We start from the raw sequence: 17,007 nt of genomic DNA on the forward strand, positions 1-17,007 counted from the left end.
GGCCTGATCGCCGCGCTGGGCGGCACCCGGTCGTGCCCGGCCAAGAGACGCCGGTGATTGCGGCGCGCCCGTCCGCCGGCTCCCAATCCAACTATTGCCGTTGGTGGCGGCACCCAATATACCGGCTCCCCAACAGTTTGAATTTGGGGCTCACCGCGTCAGCGGTGGCAGCGGGCGTCACATGATCGGATCGCACCGGTCAGGGCCCGCCCTCAACCGGAAGAATTGACGATGCTCAGGAAATTCTCCCTTTTTGCCAGCGGATCGGTCATTGGCGCAGCCATTGATTATCTGGCGACACTGGCGCTGGCCCGCTGGATGAGCCTTGATCCCGCCATCGCTCTGGCTTTGACGATGATCGTCAGTGCTACCGTTGTGTTCCTTTTTCACAGCCGCATCACGTTTCATGAAGCCAATGACAACCTGGTGCGGCGTTATCTGATTTTCATGGCCTGGAGCGGTTTGGTCTTCCTTCTGCGCGCCCTGCTGCTAAAACTCTCGCTTTATGCCGGTCTGCCCCTGACCGTGGCGCTGCTTGTCGCGATCGGTGTGGCCTCGATTATCAATTTCGCTGTGTCGTCAGCAGTCATTTTCGCAAAGAAGCCGTCATGACCGGAAAAACCCTGTCAATCGTCGTTCCCGTCTACAACGAGGCCGCGGTGCTGCCAGAATTGCTCGACCGGCTGGAAGCCATTTCCGGCAATCTGGCGGACGAATTCAAGCTCGCCGTCGGCTTCATCTTCATTGACGACGGCAGCAGCGATGACAGTTTTTCCATTCTGAATGCCCATGATTTCGGTCCGCGCCCGGTCCGCCTTCTGCAATTCTCCCGCAATTTCGGCAAGGAGGCCGCGCTGTCGGCAGGCATAGACGCTGCCCGGTCCGCCGATGCGGCGGTTCTGATGGATGCCGATCTTCAGCATCCGCCGGAGATGATCACCAAGTTCGTCCGGATATGGCTCGATGAAGGCGCCGACAGCGTCTATGCCTACAAGGTCAGCCGCCATTCCTCGGAGGGTTATCTGAAGGCTGCGGCCTCCAGGGTTTTCTTCTGGGTTATCAACCGCAACATCCGCTATAAGATTCCGCCGGGCGCCGGCGATTTCCGCCTGATCAATCGTCGCTTCATGAAGGCCCTTTGCTCGCTTCCTGAAAGTGACCGGTTCATGAAGGGGCTGTATGGCTGGGTCGGCTTCCGCCAGGTCGGCCTGCCGCTCGCGCCCGCCGTGCGGGAGCACGGCACGAGCAGCTTCGGTGCGCTCCGTCTGTTGTCGATAACGATGGACGCCATCACCAGCTTTACCACAACGCCGCTGCGGCTGATGGCCATGGCGGGCATTGTTATCGCCATGTTCAGCTTGGTTTACGGCCTGTATGTCGTCATCGAGACGCTGTTCTTCACAGGGGTGGCCAACGGCATTGCCTCGGTCCTGACACTGATCGCGTTCTTCGGCGGCGTCCAGATGATCTTTCTCGGCCTGCTTGGAGAATACATCGGCAAATCCGTTCAGGAGGCCAAGAAACGCCCCCCCTACATCCTGGCGGAAGACATCAGCCGCAAGGGAGACGTTGTTGAGGATCGCTGATGATTTCGGGCTTGGCCGCAAGCATGACCGGGTCATCCTTTCGCTGATGGAGGCCCGGCGGCTCGATGCAACCTCCGTGATGGTCAATGATGCCATCAACGCCAGCGACGTTGCGCGGCTCAAGGCACTGAGGGATGCGGGCGCGCAGGTCGGCCTGCATCTCAATCTCACTCAGGCGCTGCCCGGATACGCCGATGTCTGGCCGCTGTCGCGGCTCCTGCGGCTGTTGCCGGATGCCCGGTTGCGCGAGGTCGTTGAAGCCTCGCTCAGGCAACAGGCCAAGACATTTGTCGCGCTCTTCGATCATCTGCCCGACTATTATGATGGCCACCAGCATTGCCACTGTGTTCCGTGGATCGCGCCGCTGGCCGCGGAATTGCCTTTTGGACCGAAAACCTGGATCAGGGTGCCGCTGCCTGCCACATGGATGGGGCGGTGGCGCAATCTTCGCGCCGGTGGCGCAAAGGGCGTGCTGATCATGGCGCTGGCCGCGTGGGCGCGGCGGGTCTTCAGGCGGGCGGGACACGAGGTCAACCGGGATTTCTCTGGTTTCCTTCGTCTTGACGATCCGGCCAGTGTTCGTCACTGGTTACCTCGCCTGCTGGAAACGGCGGGTCCGGACTGCCTGATGATGGTGCACCCCGGTGATGCCGATGATGAAATGCAATGCGCCGGCCATGCTCCGGAAAGCCGCGACTGCGAGACAAAAATCCTGCTTCAAGGGACAATGAATTGACCAAAAGCCAGGCCATCCTCTCGGGTTTGCTGCTGCTGCTGGCCGTGCGCGTGGCCGCGATGGTCTGGGTTCCGCTGACCGATACGACGGAGGCGCGCTATGCCGAAATCGCCCGCACGATGGCCGAAACCGGTAACTGGATAACCCCGCTGTTCGACCTTGGCATTCCGTACCTGGCCGAGCCGCCGCTGCACAGCTGGCTCTCGGCGTCCGGAATAGCGCTGTTCGGTGTCACGGCCTTTGCCGTGCGTCTGGGTGTCCTTCTGTCGGCTCTCGCCACACTGGCGATCCTGTGGTTGTGGGCGCGAAGTCTCACTGACCGGATAACAGCCGCCGTTGCGGTACTGCTGGTGGCGAGCTCTGGGCTCTTTTTCGTGGCGTCGGCCCTGGTTCAGGCAGACATGGCGCTCACTCTTGGTGTCACTGCCGCCATGGCCGGATTTTACAATGGTCTGTCGGGAAGCCGCCGCTGGGGCTGGCTGTTCTTCGCAGGTCTCGCCGTCGGGCTTCTGGCCAAGGGCCCCGTGGCCTGGATCCTGTCGCTGCTGCCGATCGGCCTCTATATGGTCTGGCGCGGCAGCTGGAAGGACCTGCAGCAATTGCCCTGGATCGGCGGAATCGCCTTGATCGCGATCCTGGTCATGCCCTGGTATGTCGCTGCAGAAAGCATCGCACCCGGATATCTGGGGATCTCCATCATAGGCGAGCACGTCCAGCGCTACTTCGAGCCGGGATGGGCCGGCGGGCTATACAGTTCCGGGCCGGCGCATCCCAGGGGCATGATCTGGCTGTTCTGGATTCTCGCCACGCTTCCCTGGAGCCCGCTGTTGCCGATCCTGCTCTGGCGCCTGCGCAAGGGCGTGCCGCGCAAGACGCCCGACGACACCGGTCTGTATCTCTACCTGCTGCTGTTCGTTCTCACGCCGCTGGTGCTGTTCACGCCCGTGCAAAATACGATTGTGACCCATGTGCTTCCGGGTGTTCCGGCAGCTTCGCTGCTTGCCGTCATGCTCTGGCTGCGCTCCGGCCCTGCCCAGGCGAAGTGGGTCCATCTCGGCGTGGCGGAGGTTGTGGTGGTCGCGGGGGGCATCATCCTTGTCTCTGTCCTTGGCCTCGCCCGCACAGCTCTCCCTTCCGAAGCGGCGCTGATAGGTTCCTTCAACGCATCCGGCAGGCTGGCAATTCTCTGGGACCGGAGTTTTTCTGCCGAATTCTACACAGATGGCGATATCACCCGGCTCAACTCACTTGAGGATCTCGAAAGCTGGCTTGCCGCAGGCGACGGGGTAATGGTGCCGAAATACCGCCAGGCCGAGTTCCTGGCCCGTTTCGGCAATGTCGGCGCGCCGGTTGCGGAGAGCCGCAAATACATGCTCTACATTCCGGTGCCTTGAGTGGCGGGTGGGCTTGCAAGGCTTCCCGCCCGTCAACTCCGGTATAATCGGCGCGGCTGGCCTATGCGTCCGGCGGGATAACGCCCTTGCGCAGCATGATGCAGCCGTAAAACCGCCGTTCGCCGGTCTGGATCACCGCATAGGCCTGTTTGGCGGTATCGTAGAAGGCGAACCGTTCGATTCCGATCATCGGCCGGTGCCTGCCCTCCGCCGCATCGATCACAGCCTGGACTTCCGCCTGCACCGGGGCGATTTCATCCGGACTTCCGACGATTTCCATCCGGCCGGCAAAGTCGTCGACGAACGTGTCGAGCGGCAGCACCGAAAGCACCGCTTCCACGGCCTGGGCCGAGGTCAGGTTGTCCATCCTGAGCAGCTCGCCGAGCACCGTCTGCCGGGCAAGCGTGTCTGACGGAAAATTCGTGTCGGCGATAATCAGCGTGTCGCCGTGCCCCATGGCGCGAAGCGCGTAGAGCACCTCGGCATTGAGCCGCGGATCCAGTCCCTTGAGCATGAAGTCCTCCCGGTAATGTCCTTGCGCGCCGTTGCCGGAGGGCGCGATTGCCGGCGATCCTGCAGCGGGACAGTCCGCTATTCAAGCCCTATCGGCCTGCGGACGGGTTCTCCCACTGCAAATTGCCGACACAGGCAATAGGAGGGATGCGGTTCACGAGAGGATCGGTTAGGTTTCCGCGCGAACAGGGAGAGACAGATGAAGACACGGCACTGGGACAGGATCGGCAATGGCGGGCTCACATTCACCGAACTCGGCTTCGGCACGGCGCCGCTTGGCAATCTCTATCGCGCCATTTCCGATGATGAGGCCCATGCGGTGCTGACCAAAGCCTGGGATCTCGGAGTCCGCTATTTCGACACTGCGCCGCTCTATGGGTTGGGGCTTGCCGAAACCCGGCTCAACCGCTTCCTGCGCGGCAAGCCGCGCGGCGACTACGTGCTTTCGACCAAGATTGGACGTCTGCTGCGCCGCTGCGAGCCCGGCGAGGAGCGCACCGGCGCGGGCAAGTTCTTCGACGTGCCCACACGTCGGGAAGTCTACGACTACAGCTATGACGGCGTCATGCGCTCGCTCGAATTCTCTCTCGAACGCCTCGGCGTCGACAGCATCGATATTCTCTATGCTCATGATCTCGACATCTTCACCCATGGCAGCGAAGCGGCACGCAATGCGAGGCTCGAGGAGCTGATGGCCGGCGGTTACAAGGCGTTGTTGTCTTTGCGCGATCAGGGCGTCATCAAGGCGTTCGGCGCCGGTGTCAACGAATGGCAGGCCTGCCAGTGGCTGACCGAGCGTGGCGATTTCGACCTGTTCCTGCTTGCCGGCCGTTACACGCTTCTGGAGCAGCAGGCGCTTGAAACATTCCTGCCGCTGGCTTCCGAGCGGGGCATCGGCATCATCATCGGCGGCCCCTACAATTCGGGAATTCTGGCAACCGGCCCGAAGCCGGGGGCCTTCTACAATTACGATGCCGCGCCGCAGCCGATTCTGGATCGTGTTGCCCGCATCGAGGCCGTCTGCAAACACCATACCACGCGTATGGTCGATGCGGCGTTCCAGTTTCCGTTGCGCCATCCGGCCGTCGTCTCGGTGATTCCGGGCGGGCAGGGGGTGGCTGAAATGGAGGCCAATGCGGTTGCCGCCGGCGCGGAAATACCGCCCGTGCTCTGGGCCGATCTGAAGACCGAAGGGCTGATGCGCGAAGACGCCCCGGTCAATGCCTGAGAAGATTGCCGCCATACCTTGTGTATGGCGGACTATCCGTTGGTGAACATCTCCGGCCGTTCCGCGACCAGCGGTTCGAGCAGCAGGATCAATTGGCGCAGGTGATGCCGGGTTGCCTGGCGGGCGGCTTCCGGATCCCGCGCTTCGAGTGCTGCGACGATGGCCTTGTGCTCGGCGAGCGTGGCCTGCATCCGGCCCGGCATCGGCAGGTTGAGATGACGCGCCCGGTTGACGTGGATCCAGGCGGTTTCCGCGAGCGATGCCAGCCGCCGGTAACCGGTGAACGACAGGATCAGCTCGTGCAGCTCTGCGTCCATTTGGTGGAAGCCTGCCGTGTCGCCATCCTGCATCAGCACTTCCTGAATCCGCAGATTGCGCTTGAGCAGGACCAGTTGCTCCTCGGTGATCGTGGTGGCAACCCGCTCGACGGCGGCGAGTTCCAGCGCCTCGCGCAGGAATGCACCCTCGCGGATTTCCGCCATTGAAAACCGCGTCACATAGGTTCCCGCCTGCGGCACGATATCGGCCAGGCCTTCGCTGGCGAGCCGCGCCATGGCTTCGGTCACCGGCGAGCGCGAAACGCCGAGCTCTTTGCAGATCTGAGATTTCTGCATCAGCTCGCCCGGGCGGAAGGCCAGCGACAGGATTGCCTGCTTGAGCGACATGTAGACTTTCTGGGAGAGCGAGCCGGGAAAATCATTCAGGGGCTGAAGCGCGGGCAGGAATTTTTTCGCGTCTCGCAGTGGACTATCCTCGCTGACTGGCATACTAACATGTTAGATAGAGTTATCCTCCTGTCAAGCCACGATCCGGTCCGAGATCCGGTTCCGATCCGGCTTTGCAACCACGAAGCGCTCTGACCGATGACAAGAGATCTCCTCCAGACAATCCGTCTCAACGCAGACGACAATGTAATCATTGCCCTCAAGGATCTGGCCGGGGGCGCGATCGTGCCCGGGCTCGATGTCCCGCTCGCCGAAGCGGTGGCGCGCGGACACAAGATTGCGGTACGACCGATTGCCGAAGGCGAGAAGGTGCTCCGCTATGGCCAGACCATCGGCATCGCGACCCGTGCAATTGCGCCCGGCGAACATGTCCATGTCCACAATCTCGGCATGGGCGGCCACGCCGAGGCGCAGGAATTCTCGACCGAGGTCCGGCCGCTTGCCGCGCCTTCGGAAAAGCGTCACTTCATGGGCTATCACCGGGCGGATGGCTCTGTCGGCACCCGCAACTATCTCGGTATTCTCACTTCGGTGAACTGCTCTGGCTCTGTCGCCCGCTTCATCGCCGAGGCGGTGGAGAAGCAGGGCTGGCTCGACGAATTTGAAAATGTCGATGGCGTCGTGCCGATCGTGCATGGCACTGGCTGCGGCATGTCGGGCAATGACGAGGGCTACGACACCCTGTTCCGCACCCTGCAGGGCTATGCCCGCAATCCGAACTTCGCCGGCATCCTGCTGCTGGGCCTCGGCTGCGAGGTCATGCAGGTGCCTGATCTGGTTGGCCGGGGCAGGATGCGCAAGGACGGCAATTTCCGCTACATGACCATCCAGCAGTCCGGCGGCACCCGCAAGACCATCGAGCGCGGTGTCGCTGAGCTCAGGGAAATGGCAGCCGAGGCCAACAAGATTGCGCGCGCGCCGGCAGGGCTCGAACATCTGGTGATCGGCATGCAGTGCGGCGGCTCCGACGGCTATTCCGGCATCACCGCCAATCCGGCGCTCGGTGCGGCGTCGGATCTGCTGGTCGCCCATGGCGGCACCACCATCCTGTCGGAGACCTCGGAAATCTACGGCGCCGAGCACCTGTTGACCCGCCGCGCGGTCACCCCCGAGGTCGGCGCCAAGATCGTCGAGCGCATTCACTGGTGGGAGGATTACGCCGCGCGCAATGGCGGCGAGATGGACAACAACCCTTCGCCCGGCAACAAGAAGGGCGGGCTGACCACCATCCTCGAAAAATCCTTGGGCGCTGTCGCCAAGGGCGGCACCGCGCCGCTGACCCAGGTCTACAAATTCGCCGAACCGATCACCGAGCGCGGCTTCGTGTTCATGGATAGCCCCGGTTACGATCCCTGTTCGGTGACCGGGCAGATCGCCTCTGGCGCCAATCTGATCGCGTTCACCACCGGCCGTGGATCGGTGTCGGGCTACAAGCCGACGCCCTGCATCAAGCTCGCCACCAATTCGGAAATGTATGGCCGCATGTCCGAGGACATGGATGTCAATTGCGGTGACATCATCACCGATGCCGTCAGCCTTGAGGACAAGGGCCGCGAGATCTTCGAGCTGTTCCTGCGCGTGGCTTCCGGCGAGGAAACCAGGAGCGAGCAGCTGGGTTTCGGCGGCGCCGAATTCGTGCCCTGGCAAATGGGCGCGGTGATGTGATCCTCGCCACGTCGCGCGCGATCTGATGCGAAACGCCGGATGGGCTTGCTCCATCCGGTAAAAAATCCCCTCAGTTCTTGTCCACAAATCATCCGATTGACTCTCGCCTCGAGTCCGGTGTTTATTAGAACATAACAGGAACAAGTTGGATCAAGCATGAGTCTCTCGAGGCTGCAGACCGCGACCGATATCTTGAAGGCGCGCACCCGCGCCTATGAGGCCCAGGCGTATCAGGCGCACCGGGGGATGGCGCTTGGCGATGGAAGCGAGGCTCAACCATTGCCGCTCGGCGCCAGCGCGGTCGATCACTGTCTCGATGGCGGGTTGGCCTGCGGCGGATTGCACGAGGTGCGCAGCCCGCTGGCGCGCGACATCGGTGCTGCCACCGGATTTGCGCTCGGCCTCGCCGCCCGTGCCATTCACACCGATAGGATGGGGCGCAGCGGCATCGTCTGGGTCAGCGATCCGGCCACCCGGGTTGATGGCGGCGGGCTTTTCCCGGCGGGCCTCGCCCAGTACGGGCTCGACCCGTCATCGATGACGATGGTCGAGCCGGGCGATCTGCAGGGCGCCATGTGGGCGGCCGACGAGGCGGCGGGATGCGCGGGGCTGGCGGCGCTGGTCTTCCAGATCAAGGGCAATCCGGCGCGCTTCGACATCACCGCCACGCGGCGGTTGATGCTGCGCGCTCGGCAAAGCGGTGTGCTGGCGCTGACTTTGCGCCAGAGTGGCGAGGAGGAGGCCAGTGCAGCGGCCACGCGCTGGCGGGTGAACACCAAACCATCGGGGGCGGACGACACTCTTGAACGTGGCGTGGGGGCAATGCGGCTGTTGCTCACGCTGGAACGCAACCGCGCCGGACGGACCGGCCAATGGCTTTTAGCCTGGAACCCCAGAGACAGAAGTTTCCACCATGCCGCACCCCATCCAGCCTCACGCACCAAGCCGTCAGCGCATCCTCTCGATCGCCTTCCCGCATCTGCCGACCGACCGGGTGCACCGGGCCAGATGGGGCAAGTCCTGGATCGCCGGCAGGATTTTGGACGCGCATCCTGAAACGCCGCCTGTCGTCGTCACCGATACGGTCAAGAACGCCATCCGCATCGTGGCGCTCGATCAGCGCGCCCGCGCCCGCGGCATCAGGCCGAACCAGACGCTCAGCGACGCCCGCGCCTTGGTGCCCGATCTCGATTGCCATCCTGCCGACGACGAGGCAAGCCGGGCGCTGCTCGTGAAGATCGCCGGCTGGTGCGAGCGCTATACGCCGCTTGTTGCGCTGGATACCGCCCCGGAGGTGGCGCGAGATCACGGCCTGTTCATGGACATCACCGGCTGCGCCCATTTGCTTGGCGGCGAGGCGGCGCTTATCGCCGACCTAGAGGCAAGGCTGCGCGCGCAGGGCTTTCACGTCCGGCTCTGCCTCGCCGACACCCCGGGCGCCGCCTGGGCCATGGCGCGCTATGGCCAGGCGCGGATCATTGCCGGGGGCGCGCATGCCGAGGCGGTGCTGCCGCTGACGCTCAGCGGCCTGCGCCTGCCGCCTGAAATGGTCGCCTCGCTTGGCCGCGTCGGCCTCAAGACCATCGGCTGCATTGCCGGCCTGCCGCGCGCGCCGCTGGCCGCCCGCTTCGGCGCCCGGCTGATGCAGCGGCTCGACCAGGCCCTGGGGCGCGAGGCCGAGGCGATCTCGCCGATCATGCCGGTGGCTGAACTCTCCACCGAGCGCCGCTTCGCCGAGCCGGTCACCCACCAGGACGAGATCAGCCATGTGATCGCAGCCCTCGCCGCGGGCATCATCGAACCGCTTGAGCGTCGCGGCCTCGGCCTGCGCAACTGCCGGCTCAAGTTGTTCCGGGTCGACGGCCATGTGAGCCTGCTTGATGTGCAGACCGCCAGACCGTTGCGCGATGCCCGCATGATCAGCCGCCTCTTCGCCGAACGCATCGCCGGCCTGCATGATGATCTCGACGCCGGCTTCGGTTTCGACCTGATCCGGCTCGATGTGGTCCATGCCGATCCGTTCGAAGGCGGGCAAACGGAGATGATGGCGCATCACGCTGCCGGGCAGGGCCATGATGCCCTGGTCGACCGGTTGGGCGCGCGGCTGGGGCTGGATCGGGTCCAGCGCTTCGTGCTCGCCGATACCCATATTCCCGAGCGCAGTTTCGGCCGCCAGCCGGTCGCTCATCTTGGCGCCCCCGGTTCTGGAGCCCGGAGATCCGCCGCGGGCAATGCCGCGCTGGCGTTCTCGCCGGATCCGCAAGCTCCCTGCGAGATCATCACCCGGCCGCTGATCCTGTTCGACCGGCCGGAACTGATGCAGACCATCGCCGAGGTGCCCGATGGTCCGCCGCTCAGGTTTCGCTGGCGCAATGTCTCCTACGAGGTCGCCCGCTCCGAGGGGCCCGAGCGCATCGCCTGCGAATGGTGGCGCGACGGACGCGGTGCCCGCACCCGCGACTATTTCCGCGTCGAGGACCGGCAGGGCTACCGCTTCTGGATGTTCCGCCACGGGCTTTACGGCCGCGAAACCAGCGAGCCCGCCTGGTACATGCACGGGCTGTTTGCATGAATGAGATCTCTCCACCAAATGTGGGCTCGCCCCGCATCGGGCCGGCCTATGTCGAACTGGCCACTGCCAGCAATTTCTCTTTCCTGCGTGGCGCATCGCATGCAGAGGAACTGGTGGTGCAGGCGTCCCGGCTCGGCCTCGGCGGTATTGCGATAACCGACCGCAATTCATTGGCCGGCGTCGTTCGCGGCCACATGGCGGCGAAGGAGGCTGGGCTTGCCTTTGCCACCGGCTGCCGGCTGGTGTTCATGGATACCACTCCCGATATCCTGGTCTGGCCCCAGGACCGCGCGGCCTATGCGCATCTGTGCGAACTGCTGACCACGGGAAAACGCCGCGCGCCGAAGGGCGAATGCCACCTGACGCTCGACGATCTGCTCACACATGGCGAAGGCCTGCTGATGGCCGTCGTCGCACCTGCCGCAGCCGCCGGGGCGGGTCTCGCCTCAGTGCTGGAGCCATTGCGCAAAGCCTTTCCCGACCATCTGTATCTTGCCCTGTCCCGCGCCCATGGCGGCACCGACCAGCGCCACATGGCAAGCCTTGCCCGGCTGGCGCGTGAGCATGATCTGCCGCTGGTGGCGATCGGCGACGTGCTCTACCACGCGCCCGAACGCCGGCCTTTGCAGGATGTGCTGACCTGCATCCGCGAGGGCAGGACGCTGGCGAGCATCGGTACAAGGCTTGAGATCAATGCCGAGCGGCACCTCAAATCGCATGCCGAGATGCTGCATCTGTTCAGGGGCTACGAGGCGGCGGTGGCGCAAGCCGCCATTCTGTTCGGGCGGATACGATTCTCGCTCGATGAACTGCGCTATCAGTATCCCGATGCGCCGATGTTCGCCGAACTCGGGCCAGAGCCTCTGTCTGCGCAAGCGGCGCTGGAACAGCTCACCGCCATCGGCCTGAAGAAGCGCTATCCCGGCGGCGCGCCGGAAAAGGTGCTCAAGGCCATTGCCCATGAGACGCAGCTGATCAGGAAGCTCGATTACGCCCCCTATTTCCTCACTGTCTATGACATCGTCCGCTTCGCCCGCTCGCAGGAAATCCTCTGCCAGGGCCGCGGTTCGGCCGCCAATTCCGCCGTCTGCTATTGCCTCGAGATCACCGAGGTCGATCCCGGCAAGGTCGACCTTCTGTTCGAGCGCTTCATCTCCGAGGAGCGCAACGAGCCGCCCGACATCGACGTCGATTTCGAGCACGAGCGGCGCGAGGAGGTGATCCAGTATATATACGCGAAGTATGGGCGCGACAGGGCAGGGCTCGCCGCCACCGTCATCACCTACCGCGCCCGCTCGGCGATCCGCGAGGTCGGCAAGGTGTTCGGGCTTTCCGACGATGCGATTTCTGCCATATCCGGCACCAAGTGGGGCGGCTGGTCGCGCGAGGTCGACGCCGAGGACGCCCGCCGGGCAGGTCTCGATCCGGCCGACAAGCACCTGGCGCAGATGCTCGATCTTGCCTCTCAGATCGTTGGCTTTCCGCGTCATCTGTCGCAGCATGTCGGCGGTTTCGTGATTACCCGCGACAAGCTGTCCTCGCTGATCCCGATCGAGAACGCGGCGATGGAGGACCGAACCATCGTCGAGTGGGACAAGGACGATCTCGAAAGTCTCGGCATGCTCAAGATCGACGTGCTGGCGCTCGGCATGCTGACCTGCATCCGCAAGGCCTTCGCGTTGCTGGAAACGCATTACGGCCGCGCCGAAACGCTCGCCTCGCTGCCCGATGGCGATAAACCCACCTATGACATGATCTGCCGCGCCGACACCATCGGCGTGTTCCAGATCGAAAGCCGTGCCCAGATGTCGATGCTGCCGCGCCTCAAGCCGCGCTGCTATTATGATCTGGTCATCGAGGTGGCGATCGTCCGGCCCGGCCCGATCCAGGGCGACATGGTCCATCCCTACCTGCGCCGCCGTCAGGGCAAGGAGCAGGTTTCCTTTCCGAAGGAGGAATTGCGCAATGTGCTCGGCAAGACGCTCGGCGTGCCGCTGTTCCAGGAGCAGGCGATGAACATTGCCATCGTCGCCGGCGGCTTCTCACCCGGCGAGGCCGACAAGCTGCGCCGCGCCATGGCCACCTTCCGCCGGGTCGGCACCATCGGTTCATTCCAGCAGAAGATGGTTGAAGGCATGGTCAGGAACGGTTACGAGCGCGACTTCGCCGAGCACTGTTTCCGCCAGATCGAGGGCTTTGGCGAATATGGTTTCCCCGAAAGCCATGCGGCGAGCTTCGCGCTGCTGGTCTATGTCTCCTGCTGGCTCAAGTGCCATTACCCGGATGTCTTCTGCGCCGCCATTCTCAACTCCCAGCCGATGGGTTTTTATGCGCCCGCCCAGCTTGTCCGCGACGCCCGCGAGCACGGCGTCGAGATCCGCGCCGTCGACATCAACTGCTCGGACTGGAACGCGACACTGGAGCCGGATCCGGCGCCACAGCCGCTCTCACCCCGGTATCGCGAGATGAAGGGCATCATGAAGCACGCCCATGCGGTGCGGCTGGGGCTGCAACACGTCAAGGGGTTCGGCGAAGCCGAAGCCCTGCAGCTTATGCAGAACCGCGGCCGCGGCTATGACAGTGTCCGCGATCTGTGGATGCGCTCCGGCCTGCCGCGCCGTTCGATCGAACAGCTGGCCGAGGCCGATTGCTTCCGCTCGATCGGGCTCGATCGCCGTGATGCGCTGTGGGCGGTCAAGGCGCTCGACCCGCTCTCGAGTGCCGAGCGGCTGCCGCTGTTCGCCCTTGCCGACAGCCATGATCTGCAGAAGGAACCCGATGTCCACCTGCCGCCGATGCCATTGGGCGAGCAGGTGATCAATGACTACCAGGCGCTGTCGTTTTCCTTGAAGGCGCACCCGATGTCCTTCCTGCGCGAGCGGCTGGCGGGCAAGGGCTGCCGGCCCAACTCCGATCTGCAGGACATCCGTTCAGGCAGGCAGGTCAAGGTTGCAGGCCTCGTGCTGGTCAGGCAGCGGCCCGGCTCGGCCAAGGGCGTGGTGTTCGAGACCATCGAGGACGAGACCGGTGTCGCCAACATCATCGTCTGGCCCAAGGTGTTCGAGAAGTTCCGCGCCATCGTGCTCGGCAGCCGCTGCGTCGGTGTGCGCGGCAGGCTGCAGAACGAGGACGGGGTTATCCATGTCGTGGCCGAGTATCTCGAGGACCTGACCCCGATGATGGCGCAGATTTCTGACATGGCAGCCGAGATGGGCGGGCTCGCCAATGCCGACGAGGTGCGCCGCCCGATCGAGGACATGCGCCCGCGCACCAAGCCCGCCGCCCGCATCATCAGGCTGATCCGCGAGGCACCGGAACTGCGCCGGGACTATGAGGAACTGGCGACAGCCAGAAATGCAGGCCGTGCTCTGCCTAAAGGCAGGAACTTCCACTGATGCGAAGGCCAGGCAGGGCGGGCAGCGCTAGCGGAAATGGCTATGTCGCCGGATCGGGCGTTGGCGGCCCCAGCGTTCCGCGTTCGACAATTGCCGTCGGGATCTCGATCCGCCGCTCCACCTGTTCCTTGTTGATCAGCCTGATCAGCATCTCGGCTGCGGCCTCACCCATGCGGTTGTGCGGCACCCGCACGGTGGTCAGTTTCGGATCGACCACGCCGGCCAGATCGATGTCGTCGAACCCGGTGATCGATACGTCCTCGGGCACCCGCAGGCCGAGTTCGCGCGCCTTTTGCATGGCCCCCACCGCAAGCACGTCATTGCCGCACAGAACCGCCGTCGGACGTGGCGCAAGCGCCATCAGGTTCCCGAAGGCCTTTGCGCCCTCGTCAAACGTGTAGGCCGCCTCGATCACCGGTAGCTCATCCGCAGGAATGCCGGCGCGTTCCGCAGCGGCCCGCACGCCTTCCATCCTGTCGGCGGCGCGGTCGTTCATCTCGGTGATGCCGGCAATCATGGCGAGCCGGCGATGCCCCTTTGCCAGGACTTTCTCGGTCAGTCCGGCCGCGGCGGCGCGATTGTCGAAGCCGACGAAATAGCCGTCCTCACCGCCAAGGTTCCAGGCGCCGAGAAACGGAATGCCGCGGCGGCGCAGGAATTCGACGCTCGCCTCGGGCCGCGCAGAGCCGATCAGCAAAAGGCCGTCAACGCCGCGGCTTGCCATCACTTCCATCTGTTCGCGTTCGCGCGCCGGCGAATAGCCCGAGCTCGCCACCAGCAGCGTCTTGCCGAAACGCGACAGGGCCTCCTGGAACGACTGCAATCCCCGCGCAAAAATGGCGTTGTCCATGGTCGGAATGATCGCGCCAACCGTGTTGGTCCGGCGGGAGGCCAGCGCCCGCCCGCCAAAATCCGGCGTGTAGCCGAGCGTCTCGATCGCCTGCATCACCCGCTCCCGTGTCGTAGCGATCACCCGGTCCGGCGCGTTAAGGCAACGTGAAACCGTCGCCGTCGACACTCCTGCCGCGCGCGCCACGTCATCCAGCGTTGGTTTTGCGAATTCGTTCATTGCCCCTCTTTGTTTCACTATACCCGCAAATTTCAAGATGCACGATGTAAGCGCTTGCATGATTTGATGTAAGCGCTTACACTCGATTTTGTTGGAACCTTGGGAGGGGTCATGACGCAAGCTCGAAAATCCGCATTCTGGATCGCAGCCCTGTTTATGGCGCTGTTCACTGCTGATGTTCTTGCCGGTGCATTTTTTCGCGCGGCCTTCATGTCCGATGTAGCCGAAGCACTGGTGCTTGCAATCTCCTGCTGTTTCTTTGTCGTCGGTATTCTCAGTCTTGAGGGACAGCGAAGCGACGACAAATCCATGACAATTCAAAGGGAGGAGGAAACCCGATGACTGACAAGAAAATCCAGGATGAAGTGGCTTCGATCGAGAGGCGCAATTTTCTTAAGCTGACTGGCGCAGGCGCGTTTACCGTTGCCATGGTGGCCGGCGCTGCGGGCACATTGTGGTCGGATCAGGCCGTGGCGCAGACAGCCAAGGAAGAGAGCGAGCGCGAGGCTGCGGCCGAGCACGTCATGACCATTGCCACTGCCTATATTCTCGGCGCGTCACGCAGCTATCCGATCATGCAGCTTGACCTGAAGGAAAACATCCAGAACGCCACAAACGGCAAGGTCTACGTCCGGCTCGCACCTGGCGGCCAGCTGGGGGCCGGTGGTGCTCTTGTACAGAAGGTTCAGGGTGGTACCATTCAGGCGGCACAGCATTCGCTGTCCAACTTCGCGCCTTTCGCGCCCGCTGCCGACCTGATCAATCTTCCCTATTTCTGCGGCGCCAACCAGAAATTCGTCAATCTGGTCAACTCCGACACTTGGAAGTCGGAAGTCCATCCGAAGATCGAGGCAGCCGGTTTCAAGCCTCTGTTCTACATCGTGATCGACCCACGTGTTGTCGCAGTCCGCAAGGGCGGCAACGTGGTCATGTCGCCGGCTGATATGGCAGGCGTCAAGTTCCGCGTTCCCGGCTCGGCGATGTTGCAGCAATACTATCGTATGGTCGGCGCGAACCCGACACCGGTGGCATGGGGCGAAACCCCGTCTGCCATCAAGCAGGGTGTTGCCGATGCACTCGATCCGTCCGTCGGAGCGCTCTTTGTCTTTGGCTTCAAGGACATTCTGAGCCATGTGACCTTTACCCAGGCCGTCCCTGACAGCCAGGTCTTTTCGATGAACCTGGAATGGTTCAACGGCCTGCCTGCTGACGTGCAGGAAGGCATCGAGTTCGCCGGCGAGATCACCGCACAGCAGAACCTCGCCAAGGTTCCCGCAGCCCGCAACTACGCCATGTCCGAGTTGCGCAAGTCCGGTGTCGAATTCCATTCGCTGACCGATGATCAGCTCGCGGAATGGGAAGACGTTGGCGGCTACCAGAAGTCCGATTGGGACTCCTTCAAGGTGGAGTTGGCCGGATCGATGGATGTCTTCAACAAGCTTGATGAAGCCGCAAGCACGATGGGCCGTTACTACGTCCACGACGCGTAATGCCTGATCCAGGCCGGCGCCTCACCGGGCGCCGGCCCCACTTAAAAGTCTTTCATGTCAGCTTGCACCACGGGGAGTGTTTCCTGCGGTCGCGCAGGAGGGGATAGACGTGCCGGGATTTCTCAAAGCATTGGACAGGAATGCGGAACGGTGGGCCCTGCTGGTCTTCTACGTTCTGCTTGTGGTGACGATGGCCGTTGAAGTTCTGCGGCGCGAAGCCTTTTCCTACTCGTCAATCTGGGGAGAGGAGGTGGTCCGCTATTCCTTCATCTATCTCGCCTGGATCGGGGCGGCCTCCGCGGTGCGCGAGCGCGCGCATATCCGCATTGATGTCATCATGCATTACCTCGGCCCGCGCATGAAAGCGCTGCTCTACATGTTGGGCGACCTGGTCATGTTTTCGGTGGCCCTGGTTGCGCTCTACTGGTCTTTTGAAACTGTCACGGTGTCCTGGAAATTTGGGTCCGTCAGCCACGGCCTGCGCGTGTCCATGGTCTGGTTCCTGATGGCGGTGCCGATTGGTTTCACACTTCTCATCGCACGGCTGATCCAGTCCTTCATCCACGATTTCAATTCGCTTCGAACCGGCCGGCCGGTGTTCGAAGGCAACCAGCTCTTTGATTGAGGATCAGCC

Annotated in this window: 15 protein-coding genes; 12 read left to right on the forward strand and 3 right to left on the reverse strand. The window is 63.2% G+C overall.

The annotated features are described in order from the left end of the window. The first annotated feature begins 231 nt into the window (after positions 1 to 231). From GTW23_RS14120 to GTW23_RS14135, 4 genes are read left to right on the forward strand one after another with little or no spacing between them, the layout of a single operon-like run. A complete protein-coding gene (locus GTW23_RS14120) occupies positions 232 to 612 on the forward strand; it encodes a GtrA family protein (protein WP_152010597.1) in 381 nt (126 codons plus the stop codon). Continuing rightward, positions 609 to 1,586: a glycosyltransferase family 2 protein gene (locus tag GTW23_RS14125; protein ID WP_152010596.1), complete on the forward strand. Its 978-nt coding sequence runs from the start codon at positions 609 to 611 to the stop codon at positions 1,584 to 1,586. The genes GTW23_RS14120 and GTW23_RS14125 overlap by 4 nt, the downstream gene beginning before the upstream one ends. Continuing rightward, the gene (locus GTW23_RS14130) at positions 1,570 to 2,322 is read left to right on the forward strand and encodes a ChbG/HpnK family deacetylase (protein ID WP_252916209.1); all 753 of its coding nucleotides are present in this window, start codon (positions 1,570 to 1,572) and stop codon (positions 2,320 to 2,322) included. The genes GTW23_RS14125 and GTW23_RS14130 overlap by 17 nt, the downstream gene beginning before the upstream one ends. Further along, positions 2,319 to 3,716 carry an ArnT family glycosyltransferase gene (locus GTW23_RS14135; protein ID WP_252916210.1) on the forward strand — a complete coding sequence of 466 codons (1,398 nt, stop codon included), beginning with the start codon at positions 2,319 to 2,321 and terminating at the stop codon, positions 3,714 to 3,716. The genes GTW23_RS14130 and GTW23_RS14135 overlap by 4 nt, the downstream gene beginning before the upstream one ends. Before the next feature lie 61 nt (positions 3,717 to 3,777). Here the strand turns inward: GTW23_RS14135 and GTW23_RS14140 are convergent, their stop codons facing one another. After that, the gene (locus GTW23_RS14140; protein WP_152010593.1) at positions 3,778 to 4,230 is read right to left on the reverse strand and encodes an RbsD/FucU family protein; all 453 of its coding nucleotides are present in this window, start codon (positions 4,228 to 4,230) and stop codon (positions 3,778 to 3,780) included. A 198-nt stretch (positions 4,231 to 4,428) separates the two neighbouring features. Here GTW23_RS14140 and GTW23_RS14145 point away from each other — a divergent pair, with 198 nt between their 5' ends. Further along, the gene (locus tag GTW23_RS14145) at positions 4,429 to 5,457 is read left to right on the forward strand and encodes an aldo/keto reductase (protein ID WP_252916211.1); all 1,029 of its coding nucleotides are present in this window, start codon (positions 4,429 to 4,431) and stop codon (positions 5,455 to 5,457) included. Between the two features lie 32 nt (positions 5,458 to 5,489). On the opposite strand, the gene GTW23_RS14150 is transcribed toward GTW23_RS14145, so the two are convergent. Continuing rightward, positions 5,490 to 6,224 carry a GntR family transcriptional regulator gene (locus GTW23_RS14150; RefSeq protein ID WP_152010348.1) on the reverse strand — a complete coding sequence of 245 codons (735 nt, stop codon included), beginning with the start codon at positions 6,222 to 6,224 and terminating at the stop codon, positions 5,490 to 5,492. Between the two features lie 96 nt (positions 6,225 to 6,320). Here GTW23_RS14150 and GTW23_RS14155 point away from each other — a divergent pair, with 96 nt between their 5' ends. The 4 genes from GTW23_RS14155 (at position 6,321) to GTW23_RS14170 (ending at position 13,814) form a co-directional block, all read left to right on the forward strand. Next, a complete protein-coding gene (locus GTW23_RS14155; protein ID WP_252916212.1) occupies positions 6,321 to 7,847 on the forward strand; it encodes a UxaA family hydrolase in 1,527 nt (508 codons plus the stop codon). 156 nt (positions 7,848 to 8,003) lie between these two features. Then, a complete protein-coding gene (locus GTW23_RS23520) occupies positions 8,004 to 8,903 on the forward strand; it encodes an ImuA family protein (protein ID WP_252916213.1) in 900 nt (299 codons plus the stop codon). Then, a complete protein-coding gene (locus tag GTW23_RS14165) occupies positions 8,812 to 10,419 on the forward strand; it encodes a Y-family DNA polymerase (protein ID WP_252916327.1) in 1,608 nt (535 codons plus the stop codon). Before GTW23_RS23520 ends, GTW23_RS14165 begins: the two co-directional genes overlap by 92 nt. Then, positions 10,416 to 13,814 carry an error-prone DNA polymerase gene (locus GTW23_RS14170; protein ID WP_252916214.1) on the forward strand — a complete coding sequence of 1,133 codons (3,399 nt, stop codon included), beginning with the start codon at positions 10,416 to 10,418 and terminating at the stop codon, positions 13,812 to 13,814. The genes GTW23_RS14165 and GTW23_RS14170 overlap by 4 nt, the downstream gene beginning before the upstream one ends. Positions 13,815 to 13,854: 40 nt before the next feature. Here GTW23_RS14170 and GTW23_RS14175 read toward each other — a convergent pair whose 3' ends face one another. Further along, positions 13,855 to 14,883 carry a LacI family DNA-binding transcriptional regulator gene (locus GTW23_RS14175; protein WP_252916215.1) on the reverse strand — a complete coding sequence of 343 codons (1,029 nt, stop codon included), beginning with the start codon at positions 14,881 to 14,883 and terminating at the stop codon, positions 13,855 to 13,857. Positions 14,884 to 14,994: 111 nt separating this feature from the next. Between GTW23_RS14175 and GTW23_RS14180 the strand changes: the two genes are divergently transcribed. The 3 genes from GTW23_RS14180 (at position 14,995) to GTW23_RS14190 (ending at position 16,998) form a co-directional block, all read left to right on the forward strand. Beyond that, positions 14,995 to 15,225, forward strand: a complete 231-nt coding sequence (locus tag GTW23_RS14180) for a hypothetical protein (protein WP_152010343.1) — start codon at positions 14,995 to 14,997, stop codon at positions 15,223 to 15,225. Continuing rightward, entirely contained in the window at positions 15,222 to 16,373 is a 1,152-nt protein-coding gene (gene dctP, locus GTW23_RS14185; RefSeq protein WP_152010342.1) for a TRAP transporter substrate-binding protein DctP, read from the forward strand. Before GTW23_RS14180 ends, dctP begins: the two co-directional genes overlap by 4 nt. A gap of 109 nt (positions 16,374 to 16,482) precedes the next feature. Continuing rightward, positions 16,483 to 16,998 carry a TRAP transporter small permease gene (locus tag GTW23_RS14190; RefSeq protein WP_210385795.1) on the forward strand — a complete coding sequence of 172 codons (516 nt, stop codon included), beginning with the start codon at positions 16,483 to 16,485 and terminating at the stop codon, positions 16,996 to 16,998. Positions 16,999 to 17,007 lie beyond the last annotated feature (9 nt).

The organism is Parahoeflea alexandrii, assembly GCF_024105735.1.
Classification (GTDB): Bacteria; Pseudomonadota; Alphaproteobacteria; order Rhizobiales; family Rhizobiaceae; genus Hoeflea; species Hoeflea alexandrii.